The organism is Streptacidiphilus pinicola, assembly GCF_003258295.1.
In the GTDB taxonomy this organism is placed as follows: Bacteria; Actinomycetota; Actinomycetes; order Streptomycetales; family Streptomycetaceae; genus Streptacidiphilus; species Streptacidiphilus pinicola.
This window is the reverse complement of the sequence record NZ_QKYN01000055.1, coordinates 33,802-50,472: the sequence shown is the minus strand read 5'-3', so window position 1 is coordinate 50,472 and position 16,671 is coordinate 33,802. Positions and strand designations below refer to the sequence as shown.

The window sequence follows — 16,671 nt, the reverse complement described above, 5'->3', positions numbered from 1 at the left end:
GCTGGGCGAGGAGGCGGCTGGGGAAGCGCTCCGACAGTGGTGGGACGAGCAGCGTCGCCCCACCCCTAATCGCGACGCTTCTCGTCCCACCACTGTCGGAGCGCTTCCCCAGCCGCCTCCTCGCCCAGCGGGCCGTGCTCCAGGCGCAGCTCCAGCAGGAACTTGTAGGCCTCGCCGACCTCGCGGCCCGGCTTGATGCCGAGCAGCGCCATGATCTGGTCGCCGTTCAGGTCGGGCCGGATCGCGTCCAGCTCCTCCTGCTCCTGCAGCTGCCCGATCCGCTGCTCCAGGCCGTCGTAGCTGCGCGAGAGCGCGGCGGCCTTCTTCTTGTTGCGGGTGGTGCAGTCCGAGCGGGTCAGCTTGTGCAGGCGGTCCAGCAGCGGACCGGCGTCGCGGACGTAGCGGCGCACCGCGGAGTCGGTCCACTCTCCGGTGCCGTAGCCGTGGAACCGCAGGTGCAGCTCGACCAGCCGGGAGACGTCCGCGATCAGCTCGTTGGAGTACTTGAGCTCCCGCAGCCGCTTCTTGGTCATCTTCGCGCCCACCAACTCGTGGTGGTGGAAGGAGACGCCGCCGCCCTGCTCGAAGCGGCGGGTGCGCGGCTTGCCGATGTCGTGCAGCAGCGCGGCCAGGCGCAGCGTCAGGTCCGGCTTGCCGTCGCCCTCACCGGTGCCCTCCAGGCCGATCGCCTGCTCCAGCACGGTCAGGGTGTGCTCGTAGACGTCCTTGTGGCGGTGGTGCTCGTCCCGCTCCAGGCGCAGCGCGGGCAGCTCCGGCAGCACCCGGTCGGCCAGGCCGGTGTCGACGAGCAGGGTCAGTCCCTTGCGCGGGTGCGCGGACAGCAGCAGCTTGTTCAGCTCGCCCTGGACCCGCTCCGCGGAGACGATCTCGATCCGGTCGGCCATCTCCGTCATCGCGGTGACGACCTCGGGCGCGACCTCGAAGTCGAGCTGCGACGCGAAACGCGCGGCACGCAGCATCCGCAGCGGGTCGTCGGAGAACGACGCCTCCGGCGTGCCGGGCGTGCGCAGCACACCCGCGGCGAGGTCGACAAGGCCGTGGTGCGGGTCGACGAACTCGACCTCGGGCAGCTTCACGGCCATCGCGTTGACCGTGAAGTCGCGGCGGACCAGGTCCTCCTCCATGGTGTCGCCGAAGCTCACCTCGGGCTTGCGGGAGTTCCGGTCGTACAGCTCGGAGCGGTAGGTCGTGATCTCGATCTGCAGGTCGTGCTTGCGCACGCCGACCGTCCCGAAGGCGATGCCGACGTCCCAGACCGCCTCGCCCCAGCCCTTGACCAGCTTGAGGATCTCCTGCGGGCGGGCGTCGGTGGTGAAGTCCAGGTCGTTGCCGAGACGGCCCAGCAGCGCGTCCCGGACGGAGCCGCCGACCAGCGCGAGGGTGTGGCCCGCGGCCTGGAACCGCTCGCCGAGCTGGACGGCGACCGGGTAGGCGCGCAGGATCTCCCGCACCCGCTCCTCCTGCTGCACGCTCAGCGCGGCGCCGTCGGCGACGCTGTCGGCGACGACGGAAGCAGGGGCGGGCTCGGACGCGGGGAGGCCGGGGGGCATAGCGTTGGACACGACAGACAAGGGTACGGGGCGGAACCAAGCTGGTGCCGCACAGTTAAAAGGAGTGGGGCCCGTACCACCCCGCGTACCGCGACCAGCCGCCACAAGCAGCCGCACAACCGGAACCGGGCGTCCACGAAACGGCGTCGTACCCCCGTCCGGGGCTGCCTTGCGGCACACGACACGGCTCAGCGTCGTTACCATGCCAGGGCGCGGGGCGCAGGCCTGTGCGCCGGCCCCGCCGGGTGGGGCACCCCTGGGGACAGCGACGAGAACGGCGAGGACGCGCGTGGGCGAGGCGGCGACGGGGAGGTGGCGGGCAGGCGGCCGGCCGGAACGTGGTGAGAGCCACACCGGCGGCGGGCGCCCGGACGGGCGTGCCCGCGGCGCGCTGCGCCGCCTCGGACGACTGACGCTCGCCTCCGGCCTGGTTGTGCTGGCCGGCCCGACGCTCGCCCCCGCCGCGCAGGCCGCACCCCGGATCAGCGTCGCCGAACTGCCCCCGGCACTGCAGCACGCCGTCGACGCCACCTCGCTCGCCCCCACCGACAGCCGCTCCGCCGTCGACGTGACGATCAACACCGTCAACCCGGCCGTCCCCACCGCCGACGGCGAGGTGACCCTGACCGGCTCGGTGCGCAACAGCACCTCCGAGGCCATACAGGGCCTGCACGTCGGGCTGACGACCACGGGCCGGGCGCTGGACAGCCGCTCCGCGATCGACGCCTTCTCCGCCTCCGGCGGCCGGCCCACGCAGAACGACGGGTCGGAGGTACCGGACGCGGCCCTGCAGCAGAAGATCGGCACCCTCGCCCCGGGCGCCACCGCCACGTTCTCGATCAAGGCGCCGATCGCCAAGCTGGGCCTCGGCGCCAACCCCGACGGCGTCTACTCCCTCGGCGTCGACGCGCAGACCACCGCCAACGCCGACGCGGGCCTCGCCGCCCTCGGCATCGCGCGGACCTTCCTGCCGCTGCGCGCCAAGGACTCCACCGCCAAGGCCACCAAGGTGGCCACCCTGTGGCCGGTGACCAACCCGCCGACCCTGCAGGCGCAGACCTACGTCGACCCCTCCTCCCACGCCGAGCAGCCCGTGCTCACCAGCGACCTGAACGGCTCGCTCGCCCCCGAGGGCCGGCTCGGCCAGCTGGCGCTGATCGGCCAGGCCAACCCCGGCCTGCACCTGACCTGGATGATCGACCCCGATCTGATCGACACGGTCAACGCGATGACCGGCAACTACCAGGTGGCCACCGCCTCGGACCCGGGCGGCGCCAACGCCACCTGCCACTGCCTCCAGGCCCAGAACGCCTCGCAGACCGCCAAGAGCTGGCTCGCCCAACTGCAGACCACCCTGGCCGCCCCGAACAAGCAGGACGTCGTCTCGCTCCCCTACGCGGACCCGGACCTCGCGGCGCTGGCCCACAACTCCACCGCGCGCAGCCAGGTGAGCTCGCTGCTGCCGGTGGTCGGCAACAGCGTCGGCCTGGACCGGCTGCAGGTGGACGCCGCCCACGACGTCGCCTGGCCCTACCAGGGCTGGGTCGACCCCTCCGTCGTGTCGCTGGCCAGGAGCATGGGCGCGAGCGAGGTCATCGTCAACGGCGCCGCCATGCCGGACAGCACCAACCTGAACTACACGCCGAACGCCGCGCGTAAGATCAGCAGCGGGATGACGGCCGTGGTCGCCGACGGCGAGCTGACCAAGCTCTTCGCCGGGGACCTCTCCACCCAGGCCGAGCAGACCGCCGCGGTCCAGCAGTTCCTGGCCGAGACCCTGGCGATCAGCCTGGAGCGGCCCGACCAGCAGCGCGACATCGTGGTGCAGCCGCCGCGCAACCTCTCCGCGGCCACCGCACAGACCCTGGTCCGGGCCCTGACCGCCGGGCAGGGCGGCTCCTGGGTGCAGCCCGTGGACCTGAAGACCGTCGTCGGCGACGGAGCCAGCGTCGGCGCGGACACGCACGTCCCGTCCGCCCAGAGCTACCCGTCCGCCGTCCGGGCCACCGAGCTGAACGGCATCGCCGTCGAGGCGCTCAAGGGCACCCAGGACGGCCTGACCCAGCTGCAGCGCATCCTCACCCGCCCGGACCGGCTGCGGGAGCCGTTCAACGCGGCCATGGTCCGCTCGGTGTCGACCGGTTGGCGGGCCACCCCCGCTGCCGGCACGCAGTACCAGCAGGACATGTACAACTACATGTTCTCGCTGCAGCACTCGGTCTACATCCTCAAGAAGTCCACCGACGTGGTGGTGCCCGGCGACAACGCCTCCGCCAACATCGCGGTGAGCGTGGAGAACGACCTCGAACAGCCCGTCACGCGGCTCTACCTGCACCTGGAAGTCATCGGTTCCGGATATCCTCGCCTGAAGATCGACGGGCAGCAGGACCAGCCCATCGCGGTCGCCGGCGGCCGGACCAAGTCCACGGTCCGCTTCAAGGTCACGGCCACCGCCAACGGCCAGGTCCAGATGCTCGCGGAGCTCAGGTCCGCGCAGGACCAGTCCGTGATCAGCCAGCAGTCCTTCACCGTCAGCGTCACCTCCGTGTCGAGCGGCGTCATCGCCGTCATGGCCAGCGGCGGGTTGCTCGTCGTCCTGGCCGGTCTGCGGCTCTACTGGAAGCGCAAGAAGAACGCGGCCCTCGCCGCCGCCACCGCCGAGGGTCCCCAGGACCCGACGGCCACCGAGGACCAGGAGGCAGACGCATGACCGCGCCGCGAGACGGCAGGACCCCGCAGGGCGGCTCCGCAGGCCCCTACGCGGCGCACCAGGCGCCCGATCCCTACCTCGACCAGACCTACGCGCACGACCCGTACGCCACCGACCCGTACGCGACGGACCCGCACGCACCCGCCGCCCCGCAGCCGGACCGGGCCGCGTACCCGGAGGGCGGCTACCCGCCCCCACCGCAGCCGCCGTTCCAGCCGCAGGGCCCGGCCCAGGGCGTGCCGCCGGCACACGGGCAGGCGCCTTATGGGCAGCCGTACGCCGAGCAGGGCTACGCCGACCCGGCGTACCCGGCCCAGGCCTACCCCGAGACGCCGCCGTACGCGCCGCCGCAGCAGCAGTCCTACCCGGGCCAGCCGGGGCAGGCGTACCAGCCGCAGGGCTTCAGCCAGGCCTACGCCGACCCGCAGCAGCTCCCGCCGCAGCAGTCCGGCGCCCAGGGCTGGCCGCAGGACCCCTCGCAGCAGCAGCCCGGGCAGCCGCCGTACCCGCAGCATGGTCAGCCGCCCCAGCCCGGCCAGCCCGGGTCCGAGCAGTACCTCGGCGTGGACGAGCTGATCAGTGGCGCCGGGCGGCGCCAGCAGGCGCGCGACCACGCCCAGGCGCAGCAGCACCGCGCCCAGGACGAGGCGTACGACTTCCTGTTCCGCGACAGCGGCCCGAGCCTGTACGGCGAGGCGGGCGGTGACAGCGTCGCCGAGACCACCGGCAGCATCCCGCTGCTGCCGCAGGACCTGCCGCGAGCCGAGCCGGAGGAGGCACAGCCCGAGGCCCCCGGCGCGCCCAAGGGCAAGGTCGCGAGCCTGCTCAACTCCAGCGCCATCATGGCTGCCGGCACGCTCGTCTCCCGCGGCACCGGCTTCCTGCGCACCATGGTGATCGCCTCGGCGATCGGCGTGGCCGTCCTGGGCGACCGCTACAGCGTCGCCAACACCCTGCCGACCATGATCTACATCCTGGTCGGCGGCGGCGCGCTCAACGCGGTCTTCGTGCCCCAGCTGGTCCGCAGCATGAAGAACGACGAGGACAACGGCGAGGCCTACGCCAACAGACTGCTGACCCTGGTCATCGTCGGCCTGGGCGTCGTCGTCGCGGCCACGGTGATCGCCGCTCCGCTGCTGGTCCGGGCAGTCTCCAACGCGGCCATGTCGAACCCCGCCTCGGCGAACGTGAGCGTGGCGCTGACCCGCTACTGCCTGCCCACGATCTTCTTCATGGGCCTGCACGTGGTCATGGGTCAGATCCTGAACGCGCGCGGCAAGTTCGGGCCGATGATGTGGACCCCGGTCCTGAACAACATCGTCGTCATCTTCACCTTCTCGATGTTCATCTGGGTCTACGGGCCCTGGTCGACCACCCAGATGGACCCCGCCACCATCCCCTCGGCGGGCGTCCAGCTGCTCGGCGTGGGCACGCTGCTGGGCCTGGTGGTCCAGTCGCTGGCGATGTTCCCCTACCTGCGCCACTCCGGCCTGCGCTTCCGGCCGCGCTTCGACTGGCGCGGCCACGGTCTCGGCCACGCCGCCAAGCTGGCCAAGTGGACCTTCCTTTTCGTGCTCGCCAACCAGGCCGGCTTCCTGGTCGTCACCCAGCTCGCGACGGCCGCCGGCGACTCCGCCGGCGACGCGGGCAAGGGCCTGGCGGCCTACCAGAACGCCCTGCTGATCTGGCAGCTGCCGCAGGCGGTCATCACCGTCTCCATCATGAGCGCGGTGCTGCCGCGGATCTCTCGCGCCGCCGCCGACGAGGACGGCGTCTCGGTCCGCGACGACCTCTCCTACGGCCTGCGCACCTCCGCCGTGGCGATCGTCCCGGGCGCGTTCGCGTTCCTCGCCCTCGGCCCCGCGATCGGTGCCACGATCTACGGCAACGTCTCCGTCGGCTACATGGTCTCCGCCTTCGCGCTGGGGCTGATCCCGTTCTCGGCCCAGTACGTGCTGCTGCGCGGGTTCTACGCCTACGAGGACACCCGCACGCCCTTCTACAACACGGTCTGGGTGGCCGTCACCCAGGCGGTGCTCTCCGCCGCCTGCTATGTGGCGCTGCCCGCCAAGTGGGCCGTGACCGGCATGGCCTTCGTCTACGGCGCCGCCTACGTGGTCGGCCTGCTGGTGGCCGTGCCGCGGCTGCGTCGCCGGATCGGCGACCTGGACGGCGACCGCATCAAGCGCACCTACTCCAAGCTGATCGGCGCGAGCGTGCTGCCGGCCGTGGTGGGCGCGGCCCTCTGCTTCGCGGTACTGGGAGCGCTCGGTGAGGGCCGCGTCGGCGGCATCGCCGCGCTGGTCGTCGGCGGTGTCGTCCAGATGGGTCTGTTCCTGGTCGTGGCCAAGCGGATGCGCATCGAGGAGCTCAACTCGCTTCTCGGCATGGTCCGCGCGAAAATCGGACGCTAGCGGACACCGGATTTCCCACCAGGAGATTCGCCGGGCCGGGCAACCATCGGGGCCTTCCGACGGTCGTAGGAGGCGCGGCGAGTTGGCACAATTGATCGTGGGCCGGGCTCGCGTCGGATGCACGGTCCCGGCATGGGATCGACGGCAGTGCGGTTCGGGGAGGCAGGGCAACGGTGGCTGAGCGCAGCGAGACGGCCGTGGGGGCGACCACGGGCCGCCCTCGGGCGGACGTAGGGCGAACGGAGCAGGCTTCGGAGGCGACCGCCCGGATGTCCGTCGAGGCCCTCGCCGCCGAGCTGACCTCGGAACCGGACGTCCCCGACGACGCCTCGGCCACGGCCGAGGCCACGGAGACGGCCGACGCCGCCGGGGCCGTGCAGGCCGACGCGACCGCCGAGCTCACGGAGACCGGCGAGGTCACGGAGTCCGCCGAGGCCGCGGAAGCCGCACAGGTCACAGCGGCCGCCGAGGTCGCCGAGGAGCCGGCAACTGTCGCTGCCGTCACGTCGGCTGACGCCCCCGCCGAGGACGCGAAGGCCGCCGACGCCGCCGCTGCCGAGGAGCCGTCAGTCGCCGCGCCCGTCCGGCACAGCGGCGACCGGATCGCCCGGCGCTACCGGCTGGAGGAGTGCACCACCAGCAACGAGGTCTTCAGTTCCTGGCGGGCCGTCGACGAGAAGCTGCGCCGCGCCGTCGGCATCCACCTCATCGCCGCCGCGCACCCCCGAGCCAAGCGCGTGCTCGCCGCCGCGCGGCAGGCGGCGCTGCTGGGCGACCCGCGCTTCGTGCAGGTCCTCGACGCCGTCGTGGACGGCGACATCGTCTACGTGGTGCGCGAGTGGCTGCCGGACGCCACGGGCCTGGACACGCTGCTGCTCGCCGAACCGCTGGAGCCCTACGAGGCGTACCAGTTGGTCCGTCAGCTCGCGGACGCGATGAACGCCGCGCACCGGCGCGGCCTCGCGCACCTGCGGCTCACGCCCGCGTCCGTGCTGCGCACCGACAGCGGGCAGCACCGGATCGACGGCCTCGCCGTGAACGCCGCCCTGCGCGGTATCGAGTCGGACGACAAGACCGACGCCGCGCTGCAGGACACCCGCGCGATCGGCGCACTGCTCTTCGCGTCGCTGACCCACCGCTGGCCCTACCCCGAGGGCGGGCACGGCCTGCGCGGTCTCCCGCGCGATCTCGGCACCGTGCCGGCCGAGCGGGTCAAGGCGGGCGTGCACCGCGGCCTGTCGGACCTCACCGCGCGGACGCTGTGCACGCCGCCCGGCGGCAAGCTGACGCCGATCACGACGCCCGAGGAGCTCGCCAAGGCGATCGCCGAGCTGCCCAAGGTGCGCCAGCCCGAGCCCGAGCCGCTGGTGCTGCCCAGCTACCCGAGCAACCGCGACGCCGGACGCCGGCCCGGCGCGGCCGCGTCCTCCGCCGCGACGACGGTGACGCCGAGCGTGCCGCGCCCACCCCGTCCGCCGCAGGCGCCGCCCGCGCCGCAGCCGGCCCTGCCGGGCCGCTCGGGCAAGGCGCTCAAGTGGGCCGTGTCCCTGGTCGTGCTGGGCGCCATCGCGCTGGGCAGCTGGGGCACCGCGGAGGCGCTGATGTCCCGCAACAACGCCGGCAGCACCGACACGCAGCTGAGCCAGGGCCAGGGCGGTCAGAGCGGCGGCGGGCACCAGTCCGGCCAAGGCAACACCGGGCGCTCGCTGAAGCAGCTGTCCCTCTCCTCCGACTCCGAGTTCTCGCCGCTGGACGTGCCGATAGCGGGCGCCAAGGCGCCCATGGCGATCGACGGCAAGAGCGACACCGCCTGGATCACCTCCTCCTACAACGGCTATCCGAACTTCGGAAACCTGCCGACCCGCAAGGACGGCAGCGGCATCGTGGTCGACCTCGGCAGCGTGCAGAGCGTCTCCGAGGTCAAGGTGCTGCTGCCCTTCGCCGGGCAGGCCCAGGAGATCCTCGCCGCCCCCGCGGGCGCCACGAGCGAGCCGCTGGACCTGAGCGGCTTCACCCAGCGGATCAGCAACGACGGCCTGCTCGCCGGCACCAGCCTGGACAGCGGCGTGCTGGCCAAGCCGGTGCAGACCCGCTACGTGTTGATCCACGTCACATCCCTGCCCGCGGACGCGTCCCAGCCTGGGAACTACCGGGGTGGCATCTCCGAGATCCAGGTCCTGGGCTGACGCGGACACCTCCGAGATGGCAGGCTTGACCACGACTTCCGCGCGGACCAGCCGTGAGATCGAGGGGGGTGGAGGGCCAGGTGACCGATCCGGTCGAGGACGCAGAGCTGCTGCGTCGCCATGTGGAGGGCGATCCTGACGCCTTCGGCGAGCTGGTGCGCCGCCACCGCGACCGCCTCTGGGCGGTCGCCCTGCGCACCCTCGGCGACCGCGAGGAGGCCGCCGACGCCGTGCAGGACGCGATGGTCTCGGCGTTCCGGGCCGCCCACACCTTCCAGGGCCGCTCGGCGGTGACCACCTGGCTGCACCGCATCGTCGTCAATGCCTGCCTGGACCGCGCCCGCCGCACGTCCACCCGCCGCACCCGGCTGGTCGAGGACGAGACGGTGCTGGAGAAGGCGGCCGGCCACGACGAGGGTGCGGACGTGTCGGCCGAGCGGGGCGAACTGCGCCGCGAGCTGGCCGCCGCTCTGGCCACCCTGCCGCAGGACCAGCGCGCCGCCCTGGTCCTGGTCGACATGGAGGGCTACTCCGTCGCGGAGGCGGCCGAGCTGCTGGGCGTGCCCACCGGCACGGTGAAGAGCCGCTGTGCGCGGGCGCGGGGCAAGCTGCTGCCGCACCTGAGCCATCTGCGGAACAACGGCGCTCCGCCCGGATCAAGATCATCAACTGTCACACGTGAAACAGTTAGTGATCTTGGTCGACCGGGCGCGGGGAACCCAAAGCCCGCCTCCCGCGTCCCATCGCCGGAGAGGGCCCCCTCCTCGAAGGGGACACAGACCGCGACCGAGACCGCAGGCGCCGCAGGAGGTGAGCTGAAGGCATGAGCGACTCCACGCTGCACCCGGCTCACCCCGACGTCGAACTCCTGGCCGAGCACGCCGAGGAGCTGCTCACCCCTGAGCAGAGCGCCGAGCTCACCGAGCACCTCGCCACCTGTGCGGACTGCCAGGAGACCTACGCCGCGCTCGCGGAACTGACCACGCTGCTGGGCGACGAGCCCGAGCCTGGTCCGATGCCCGAGGACGTGGTCGCCCGCATCGACGCCGCCCTGGCGGCGGAGCGCGCGCACCCGACCGAGGACGCCCCCGAAGACACCGCGGAGGCCGACGAGGACGCGCCGGAAGGCGACGCCGCCGAAGACACCGCGGACGGAGGCTCCGGCCGTGGCCGGACCCACCGGAAGACGGCGGGCGAGCGACCCGAGGACAACCGGCCGAAGAACCGGTCGCGCCGCTCCACCCGGATGCGCCGGGTGATGGCCACGCTGGCGATCTTCATCGCGGCCGGCGGTATCGGCGTCGCCGTCTCCCGTGGGGGCGACCTCGACAGCACCGACAGCACCAGCGCGAGCTCCGGTGGCACGAGCGTCACCCAGCCGAGCCCGAAGGCCGCTGCCGCGCCCGTCTACGACTTCACCCAGGAGAACCTGGCCACCGAGGTCCAGCGGCTGGCGAGCGACACCCGCCTGCACGCCTCCGGCCACGCGGCGGGCACCATGCCCTCCGCCTCGGACTCGGGCGCGGCCACACCGTTCGGCACGCCCGCGGCCGGCACATCCCCCTCCGGCGTCGGCGCGGCCGTCACGCCGAACGGCGGGCCCGAGAACACCTCGGCGAACCCGGCGCAGCCCACCGCGCCCGCCTGCGTCCTGCAGGCCACCAAGCAGACCGAGCAGCCGGCCGTGCAGGGCCTCGGCAACTACCTCGGCGTCGAGGTCTTCGCGCTGCTCTACCCGAGCCAGACCGACCCGGCGCACACCTGGGACGTCTATCTCGTCCAGAACTCCTGCTCCGCACCACTGGTCCTGCTCCACCAGTCGGTCCCGCGCACCTGAGCCCTCGGGAATGCGAGACACTAGGGAAACCGTTGACCGGGGTGAAAGGCCCCGACCGGCAGCGGCAGCCCGGCGTTAAGCATTCAGGAGACCCAGTGAGCGACGTTCGCAACGTGATCATCATCGGCTCAGGCCCGGCCGGCTACACGGCCGCCCTGTACACCGCGCGTGCCTCGTTGAAGCCCCTGGTCTTCGAGGGCTCCGTCTCCTCCGGCGGCGCCCTGATGAACACCACCGAGGTGGAGAACTTCCCTGGCTTCCGTGACGGCATCATGGGCCCGGAGCTCATGGACAACATGCGCAACCAGGCCGAGCGCTTCGGCGCCGAGCTGATCCCGGACGACATCGTCTCGGTCGACCTGAGCGGCGACATCAAGCTGGTGACCGACTCCGAGGGCACCGTGCACAAGGCCAAGGCCGTCATCGTGGCGACCGGCTCGCAGCACCGCAAGCTCGGCCTGGAGCACGAGGACGAGCTCTCCGGCCGCGGCGTCTCCTGGTGCGCGACCTGTGACGGCTTCTTCTTCCGCGACCAGGACATCGCCGTGGTCGGCGGCGGCGACACCGCGATGGAGGAGGCGACCTTCCTCTCCCGCTTCGCCAAGTCGGTCACCGTGGTCCACCGCCGCGAGGAGCTGCGCGCCAGCAAGACCATGCAGGACCGGGCCTTCAACGACCCGAAGATCTCCTTCGCGTGGAACAGCGAGGTCGCCGAGCTCCACAGCGACAACGGCAAGCTGAGCTCGGTCACCCTGCGGGACACGCAGACCGGCGAGACCCGCGAGCTGGCCGTCACCGGCCTGTTCATCGCGGTCGGCCACGACCCGCGCACGGAGCTCTTCAAGGGCCAGCTGGAGCTCGACGACGAGGGCTACCTGCGCGTGGACGCCCCGTCCACCCGCACCAATGTCTCCGGCGTGTTCGGGGCGGGCGACGTCGTCGACCACACCTACCGCCAGGCGATCACCGCCGCCGGCACCGGCTGCTCCGCCGCCCTGGACGCCGAGCGCTACCTGGCCTCCCAGGCCCACGCCGAGACCGGCGTCCAGCAGACCGCCGCGGTCTGATCCCGCACCACCGAAGCCACTTCGCCACCCGCACCACCAACCCGAGGAGATCCCGTGGCCGGCGCCACCATCACCGTCACCGACGCCACCTTCGAGGCTGACGTCCTCAAGAGCGACAAGCCCGTCCTGGTGGACTTCTGGGCCACCTGGTGCGGCCCGTGCCGCCAGGTCGCCCCGATCCTGGAGGAGCTCGCGACCGAGTACGCGGACAAGCTCACCATCGCCAAGATCGACATCGACGCCAACCCGGACACCCCGGCCAAGTACGGCGTGCTGTCCATCCCGACGATGAACGTCTACCAGAACGGCGAGGTCGTGAAGACCATCGTCGGCGCCAAGCCGAAGAGCGCGCTGCTGCGCGACCTGGCCGCCTTCATCGGCTGATCGGGTCATCGCACGCACTGATCCTCACTTCGGGCCCCGGGTTTCACAGAAACCCGGGGCCCGCGGCGTACGATCTTGCCTATGTCCCAGCAGCGCCTGTCCCACGCGTACTCCTGGAAGCTCGGGGACACCGGTCCCGCCGTCGCCGAGATCCGCTTCAAACTGACCCTGCTCGGGCTGCTGCCCGAGCCGCCCGCGACGCGCCCGGGTCGCCACATCCCCTCCGCCGAGGCCCTGTTCGACCCAGGGGTGGACGCCGCCGTGCGCCACTTCCAGCAACAGCGCGGCCTCACCGCGGACGGCATCGTCGGCCCGGAGACCTACCGCCACCTCAACGAGGCGCGCTGGCGCCTCGGCGACCGGGTGCTCAACTACCTGCCCAGCAGCATGCAGGTCGGCGACGACGTCGCCCAGCTCCAGCAGCGCCTGCTCGACATGGGCTTCACCCCCGGGCGCGTGGACGGCATCTACGGCCCGGCCACCGCCCAGGCCGTCGGCGAGTTCCAGCGGAACATGGGCCTCTACCCGGACTGCACCCTCGGCCCCACCACCTTCGTGGTGCTGGAACGCCTCTCGCGCACCGTCGTCGGCGGCGCCCCGCACGTGATGCGGGAGACCGAGATGCTGCGCCACTCCGGCCCCGCCCTCTCCGGCAAGGTCGTCGTGATCGACCCCGGGCACGGCGGCGCCGATCCCGGCCTGCAGGCGAACGGCGCCACCGAGGCCGAGATCGTCTGGGACGTCACCGGCCGACTGGAAGGCCGACTGACGGCGCTGGGCGTGCGCACCTACCTGACCCGGACCGCCGACACCGCGCCCGACGAGGCCGAGCGGATCCGCTTCGCCAACCGCACCGGCGCGGACCTGATGATCTCGCTGCACCTGGAGGGCCACCCCAACCCCTCCGTCGGCGGCGTCGCCAGCTACTACTACGGCGACGACAGCCGGGGCCGCTGGTCCCACACCGGCAAGCAGTTCGCGGGACTGGCACAGCGCGAGCTCGTGGTCCGCTGCGGACTGGGGGACCTGCGCAGCCATGCGCGCACCTGGACCATGCTGCGCGGCACCACGATGCCGTGCGTCCGACTGGAGCTGGGCTACCTGACCCACCCCCGGGACGCCGTGCGACTGAACTCCACGGAGCTCCGCGCCCAGGCGGTCGAGGCGATCGCGGTGGCGGTCCAGCGCCTCTACCTCCCGCCGGAGGACGACTCCCCGACGGGCGTCCTGCGCCTCCCGCTCGCCCACGCCTGAGTCGCCAGCAACCAGCCGCCATGATCATTAACTGTTTCACGTGAAGCAATTGGTGATCATGGTTCTGTTTCACAGCGGCCGCAGTGACGGTTCCTTCTGCACAGCACCCAGGAGGCGCTCCAGGGCGACCTCCATCTCGCCCTTCCACGAGAGCGCCGAGCGCACCTCGAGCCGCAGCCGCGGATAACGGTGGTGCGGGCGGACCGTCTTGAAGCCCACCGCCAGCAGATGGTCCGCCGGCAGCACGCAGTGCGCGTCCTCCACCTTCGTGTCGCCGAAGGCCTCGATCGCCTTGAAGCCGCGCCGCACCAGATCCTTGGCGACCGTCTGCACCAAGGTCCGTCCGATGCCCTGCCCCTGATAGGTCGGCAGCACCCGCGAGGTCATCAACTGCACCGCGTCCGAGGAGATCGGGCTCGTCGGGAACGCCAGCGAGCGCGGCACGTAGGCCGGCGGGGCGTAGAGGACGAAGCCGACCGGCACGTCGTCGACATAGGCGATCCGCCCGCAGGAGCCCCACTCCAGCAGCACGGCGGAGATCCAGGACTCCTTCTCCAACTCCGGCCGCCCGTCCTTGATCGCGGCCTCACCGCTGACCGGGTCCAGCTCCCAGAAGACGCAGGCTCTGCAGGGCAGCGGCAGATCCGCGAGCGAGTCCAGCGTCAGCGGTACCAACCTGCGTCCCATGCCTCCACGATAAGCGGCCGGGCGCCCGGACACGCGGACTCCCGGGCATACGAAAGCCCCCACGTTCTGGAACGTGGGGGCTTCGGGACCAGGGCTTCACGGGGAAGCCCCGATGCCTACTCCTCGATCGGCTCCGCGTGGCCGCCGTCGCCGACCAGCCCCTGCCGCAGACGCTCGCCCTCGCCCGGAGCGAAGGAGCCGAGGATCCGGTCCAGGTCCTCGACCGAGGCGAACTCGACGACGATCTTTCCGCGGTCCTTGCCCATCTCGACCTTCACCCGGGTGTCGAAGCGATCCGACAGCCGGTTGGCGAGTGTGGCGAACGCGGGCGAGATCCGTCGCCCCGCGCGCGGGGTCGGCGCCTTGCGGGTCTTCCCCTCCCGAGCCAGCAGCGTGACGATCTCCTCCAGGTTGCGCACCGAGAGACCCTCGGGGGAGATGCGCTCCGCCAGCCGCTCGCGCTGCTCCTCGTCCTCCACGCCCAGCAGCACCCGGGCATGGCCGGCGGAGAACTCGCCCGCCGCCAGCCGGCGCTGCATGAACGGCGAGAGCTTGAGTAGCCGCAGCGTGTTGCTCACGTGGCCACGGGACCGGCCGATCCGGTCGGCCAGCTCGCCCTGGGAGCAGGAGAAGTCGTACATCAGCTGCTCGTAGGCGGCCGCTTCTTCGAGCGGGTTCAGCTGAGCGCGGTGCAGGTTCTCCAGCAGCGCGTCGAGCAGCATCTTGTCGTCGTCCGTGGAGCGGACGATCGCGGGGATGACCTCGAGGCCGGCCTCCTGGCTCGCGCGCCAGCGGCGCTCTCCCATGATCAGCTCGTAGCGCTCCGGGCCGACCTGCCGGACGACGATCGGCTGGAGCAGGCCGACCTCCTTGATGGAGGTGACCAGTTCGGCCAGCGCCTCGGGGTCGAAGACCTCACGCGGCTGCCGCGGGTTCGGGGTGATCGTCTGCACCGGCAGCTCGGCGAAGAACGCGCCCTCGACCGGCTTCAGATCCGGGTTCCCGGCGTCGGCGGCCGCCTGCGGTTCGGCGTCGAGAGTCCGCACCGGAATGGACGCCGCGCCGGCGCCGTTCAGGCCGGCGACCTTGACCGCGGCGATACCGCGCTCGGGGTTGGCCCCCACCGGAGCGCCGCCGCCCGGGGCGACCTGTGGACCCACCGGCGAGGCGGCGGCGGGGATCAACGCCCCCAGACCACGACCCAGACCCCTACGACGCTCGCTCACCGGTTCCCCTCCATCGTGCTGTGCTGCTGGTCCGTGCTGTGCTGCTCGACGCCGTGGGGCCGCTGGGCGTGGACACCCGGCGAGCCGCCGGTGGCGTAGCCGGCCTCGGCGGCCGCGTCCGCCTCGGCGCCGCGGAGCGCGATCTCCCGGGCGGCCTCCAGGTAGGAGAGCGCGCCGCTGGAACCCGGGTCGTAGGTCAGCACCGTCTGCCCGTAGCTGGGCGCCTCGGAGACCCGGACCGAGCGCGGAATGCTGGTGCGCAGCACCTCACTGGTGAAGTGGTTGCGCACCTCCTCGGCGACCTGGGAGGCGAGCCGGGTGCGCGCATCGTACATGGTGAGCAGGATCGTGGAGACGTGCAGCTCCGGGTTGAGGTGCGCGCGGACCAGGTCCACGTTCCGCAGCAGCTGCCCGAGGCCCTCCAGCGCGTAGTACTCGCACTGGATCGGGATCAGCACCTCGCGCCCGGCGACCATCGCGTTGACCGTCAGCAGACCCAGTGAAGGCGGGCAGTCGATCAGGATGTAGTCCAGCGGCTGCTCGTAGGCGGCGATGGCGCGCTGCAGCCGGCTCTCCCGGGCGACCAGCGAGACGAGCTCGATCTCGGCGCCGGCCAGGTCGATGGTGGCGGGGCAGCAGAAGAGGCCCTCGACGTCGATCACCGGCTGCACCACGTCCGCCAGCGGCTTGCCCTCGACCAGCACGTCGTAGATGGACGGCACCTCGGCGTGGTGGTCGATGCCGAGCGCGGTGGAGGCGTTGCCCTGCGGGTCGAGGTCGATGACCAGGACGCGGGCGCCGTGCAGCGCGAGCGAGGCGGCGAGGTTGACCGTAGTGGTGGTCTTCCCGACGCCGCCCTTCTGGTTCGCGACCACCATGACGCGCGTCTGCGCGGGACGCGGCAGAGGGTCCCCGACCCGCGCCATCGCGGTGACGGCGGCCTGCGCGGCACGCGCGATGGGGGTGTCGTCGGCGAGCGGCGGAGTATCGGAGTCCTGCATGTCGGCCAGTGTTTCATGCACCCCGGCCGGTTGGACAACGGGCTCGGGCGTGCGCGGCGCCGGGAGCGGCTCGGCGACAGGCTGCTCGATGACGGGATGCTCATAGGACATGGCTGCGCCCCCCTGGGACTCCGGGCTGTCCCCAGCATTTTCGCGCAGCGGGCAGGAGAGGGGAGGCAGTTGGGGACGATCGAATCGCGTGAGTGACAGATCTTCACTCGAAGGACGGGCAGGACGTGGACGGAGAGCGGCCTCACGGCTTCGGCTGAGGATGCCGGAGAGCAAGGATCGACGTTTCACGAGCACCACGATGCCCCTTTTGGGGCAAATCTGA

Annotated in this window: 12 protein-coding genes; 8 read left to right on the top strand and 4 right to left on the bottom strand. The window is 71.9% G+C overall.

The window, feature by feature from the left end:
* Positions 1-65 precede the first annotated feature (65 nt).
* The gene (locus DN069_RS14565) at positions 66-1,571 is read right to left on the bottom strand and encodes a CCA tRNA nucleotidyltransferase (RefSeq protein WP_111501390.1); all 1,506 of its coding nucleotides are present in this window, start codon (positions 1,569-1,571) and stop codon (positions 66-68) included.
* 289 nt (positions 1,572-1,860) lie between these two features.
* Here DN069_RS14565 and DN069_RS14560 point away from each other — a divergent pair, with 289 nt between their 5' ends.
* From DN069_RS14560 to DN069_RS14525, 8 genes are all read left to right on the top strand, one after another.
* Positions 1,861-4,281 carry a DUF6049 family protein gene (locus DN069_RS14560; RefSeq protein WP_111501389.1) on the top strand — a complete coding sequence of 807 codons (2,421 nt, stop codon included), beginning with the start codon at positions 1,861-1,863 and terminating at the stop codon, positions 4,279-4,281.
* Entirely contained in the window at positions 4,278-6,695 is a 2,418-nt protein-coding gene (gene murJ, locus DN069_RS14555; protein WP_111501388.1) for a murein biosynthesis integral membrane protein MurJ, read from the top strand. Before DN069_RS14560 ends, murJ begins: the two co-directional genes overlap by 4 nt.
* 269 nt (positions 6,696-6,964) lie before the next feature.
* Positions 6,965-8,881 (top strand): protein kinase family protein, encoded by a 1,917-nt coding sequence (locus tag DN069_RS14550; RefSeq protein ID WP_243639223.1) that lies wholly within the window; start codon positions 6,965-6,967, stop codon positions 8,879-8,881.
* A gap of 80 nt (positions 8,882-8,961) precedes the next feature.
* The gene (gene sigM / locus DN069_RS14545) at positions 8,962-9,708 is read left to right on the top strand and encodes an RNA polymerase sigma factor SigM (RefSeq protein WP_243639222.1); all 747 of its coding nucleotides are present in this window, start codon (positions 8,962-8,964) and stop codon (positions 9,706-9,708) included.
* On the top strand, positions 9,705-10,718 hold the full coding sequence (locus DN069_RS14540) for an anti-sigma factor family protein (RefSeq protein WP_111501386.1): 1,014 nt from the start codon (positions 9,705-9,707) through the stop codon (positions 10,716-10,718). The genes sigM and DN069_RS14540 overlap by 4 nt, the downstream gene beginning before the upstream one ends.
* Positions 10,719-10,813: 95 nt before the next feature.
* Positions 10,814-11,785, top strand: a complete 972-nt coding sequence (gene trxB / locus DN069_RS14535) for a thioredoxin-disulfide reductase (RefSeq protein WP_111501385.1) — start codon at positions 10,814-10,816, stop codon at positions 11,783-11,785.
* A 54-nt stretch (positions 11,786-11,839) separates the two neighbouring features.
* Complete coding sequence (trxA, locus tag DN069_RS14530) at positions 11,840-12,169, top strand: thioredoxin (protein ID WP_111501384.1); 330 nt, start codon at positions 11,840-11,842, stop codon at positions 12,167-12,169.
* 81 nt (positions 12,170-12,250) lie between these two features.
* A complete protein-coding gene (locus DN069_RS14525) occupies positions 12,251-13,423 on the top strand; it encodes an N-acetylmuramoyl-L-alanine amidase (protein ID WP_111501383.1) in 1,173 nt (390 codons plus the stop codon).
* A 69-nt stretch (positions 13,424-13,492) separates the two neighbouring features.
* On the opposite strand, the gene DN069_RS14520 is transcribed toward DN069_RS14525, so the two are convergent.
* From DN069_RS14520 to DN069_RS14510, 3 genes are all read right to left on the bottom strand, one after another.
* Entirely contained in the window at positions 13,493-14,110 is a 618-nt protein-coding gene (locus tag DN069_RS14520) for a GNAT family N-acetyltransferase (RefSeq protein WP_111501382.1), read from the bottom strand.
* A gap of 116 nt (positions 14,111-14,226) precedes the next feature.
* Positions 14,227-15,336, bottom strand: coding sequence for a ParB/RepB/Spo0J family partition protein (locus DN069_RS14515; RefSeq protein ID WP_111501381.1), 1,110 nt, complete (start codon positions 15,334-15,336; stop codon positions 14,227-14,229).
* Positions 15,333-16,448, bottom strand: coding sequence for a ParA family protein (locus DN069_RS14510; RefSeq protein WP_341538472.1), 1,116 nt, complete (start codon positions 16,446-16,448; stop codon positions 15,333-15,335). Before DN069_RS14510 ends, DN069_RS14515 begins: the two co-directional genes overlap by 4 nt.
* Positions 16,449-16,671: the final 223 nt, after the last annotated feature.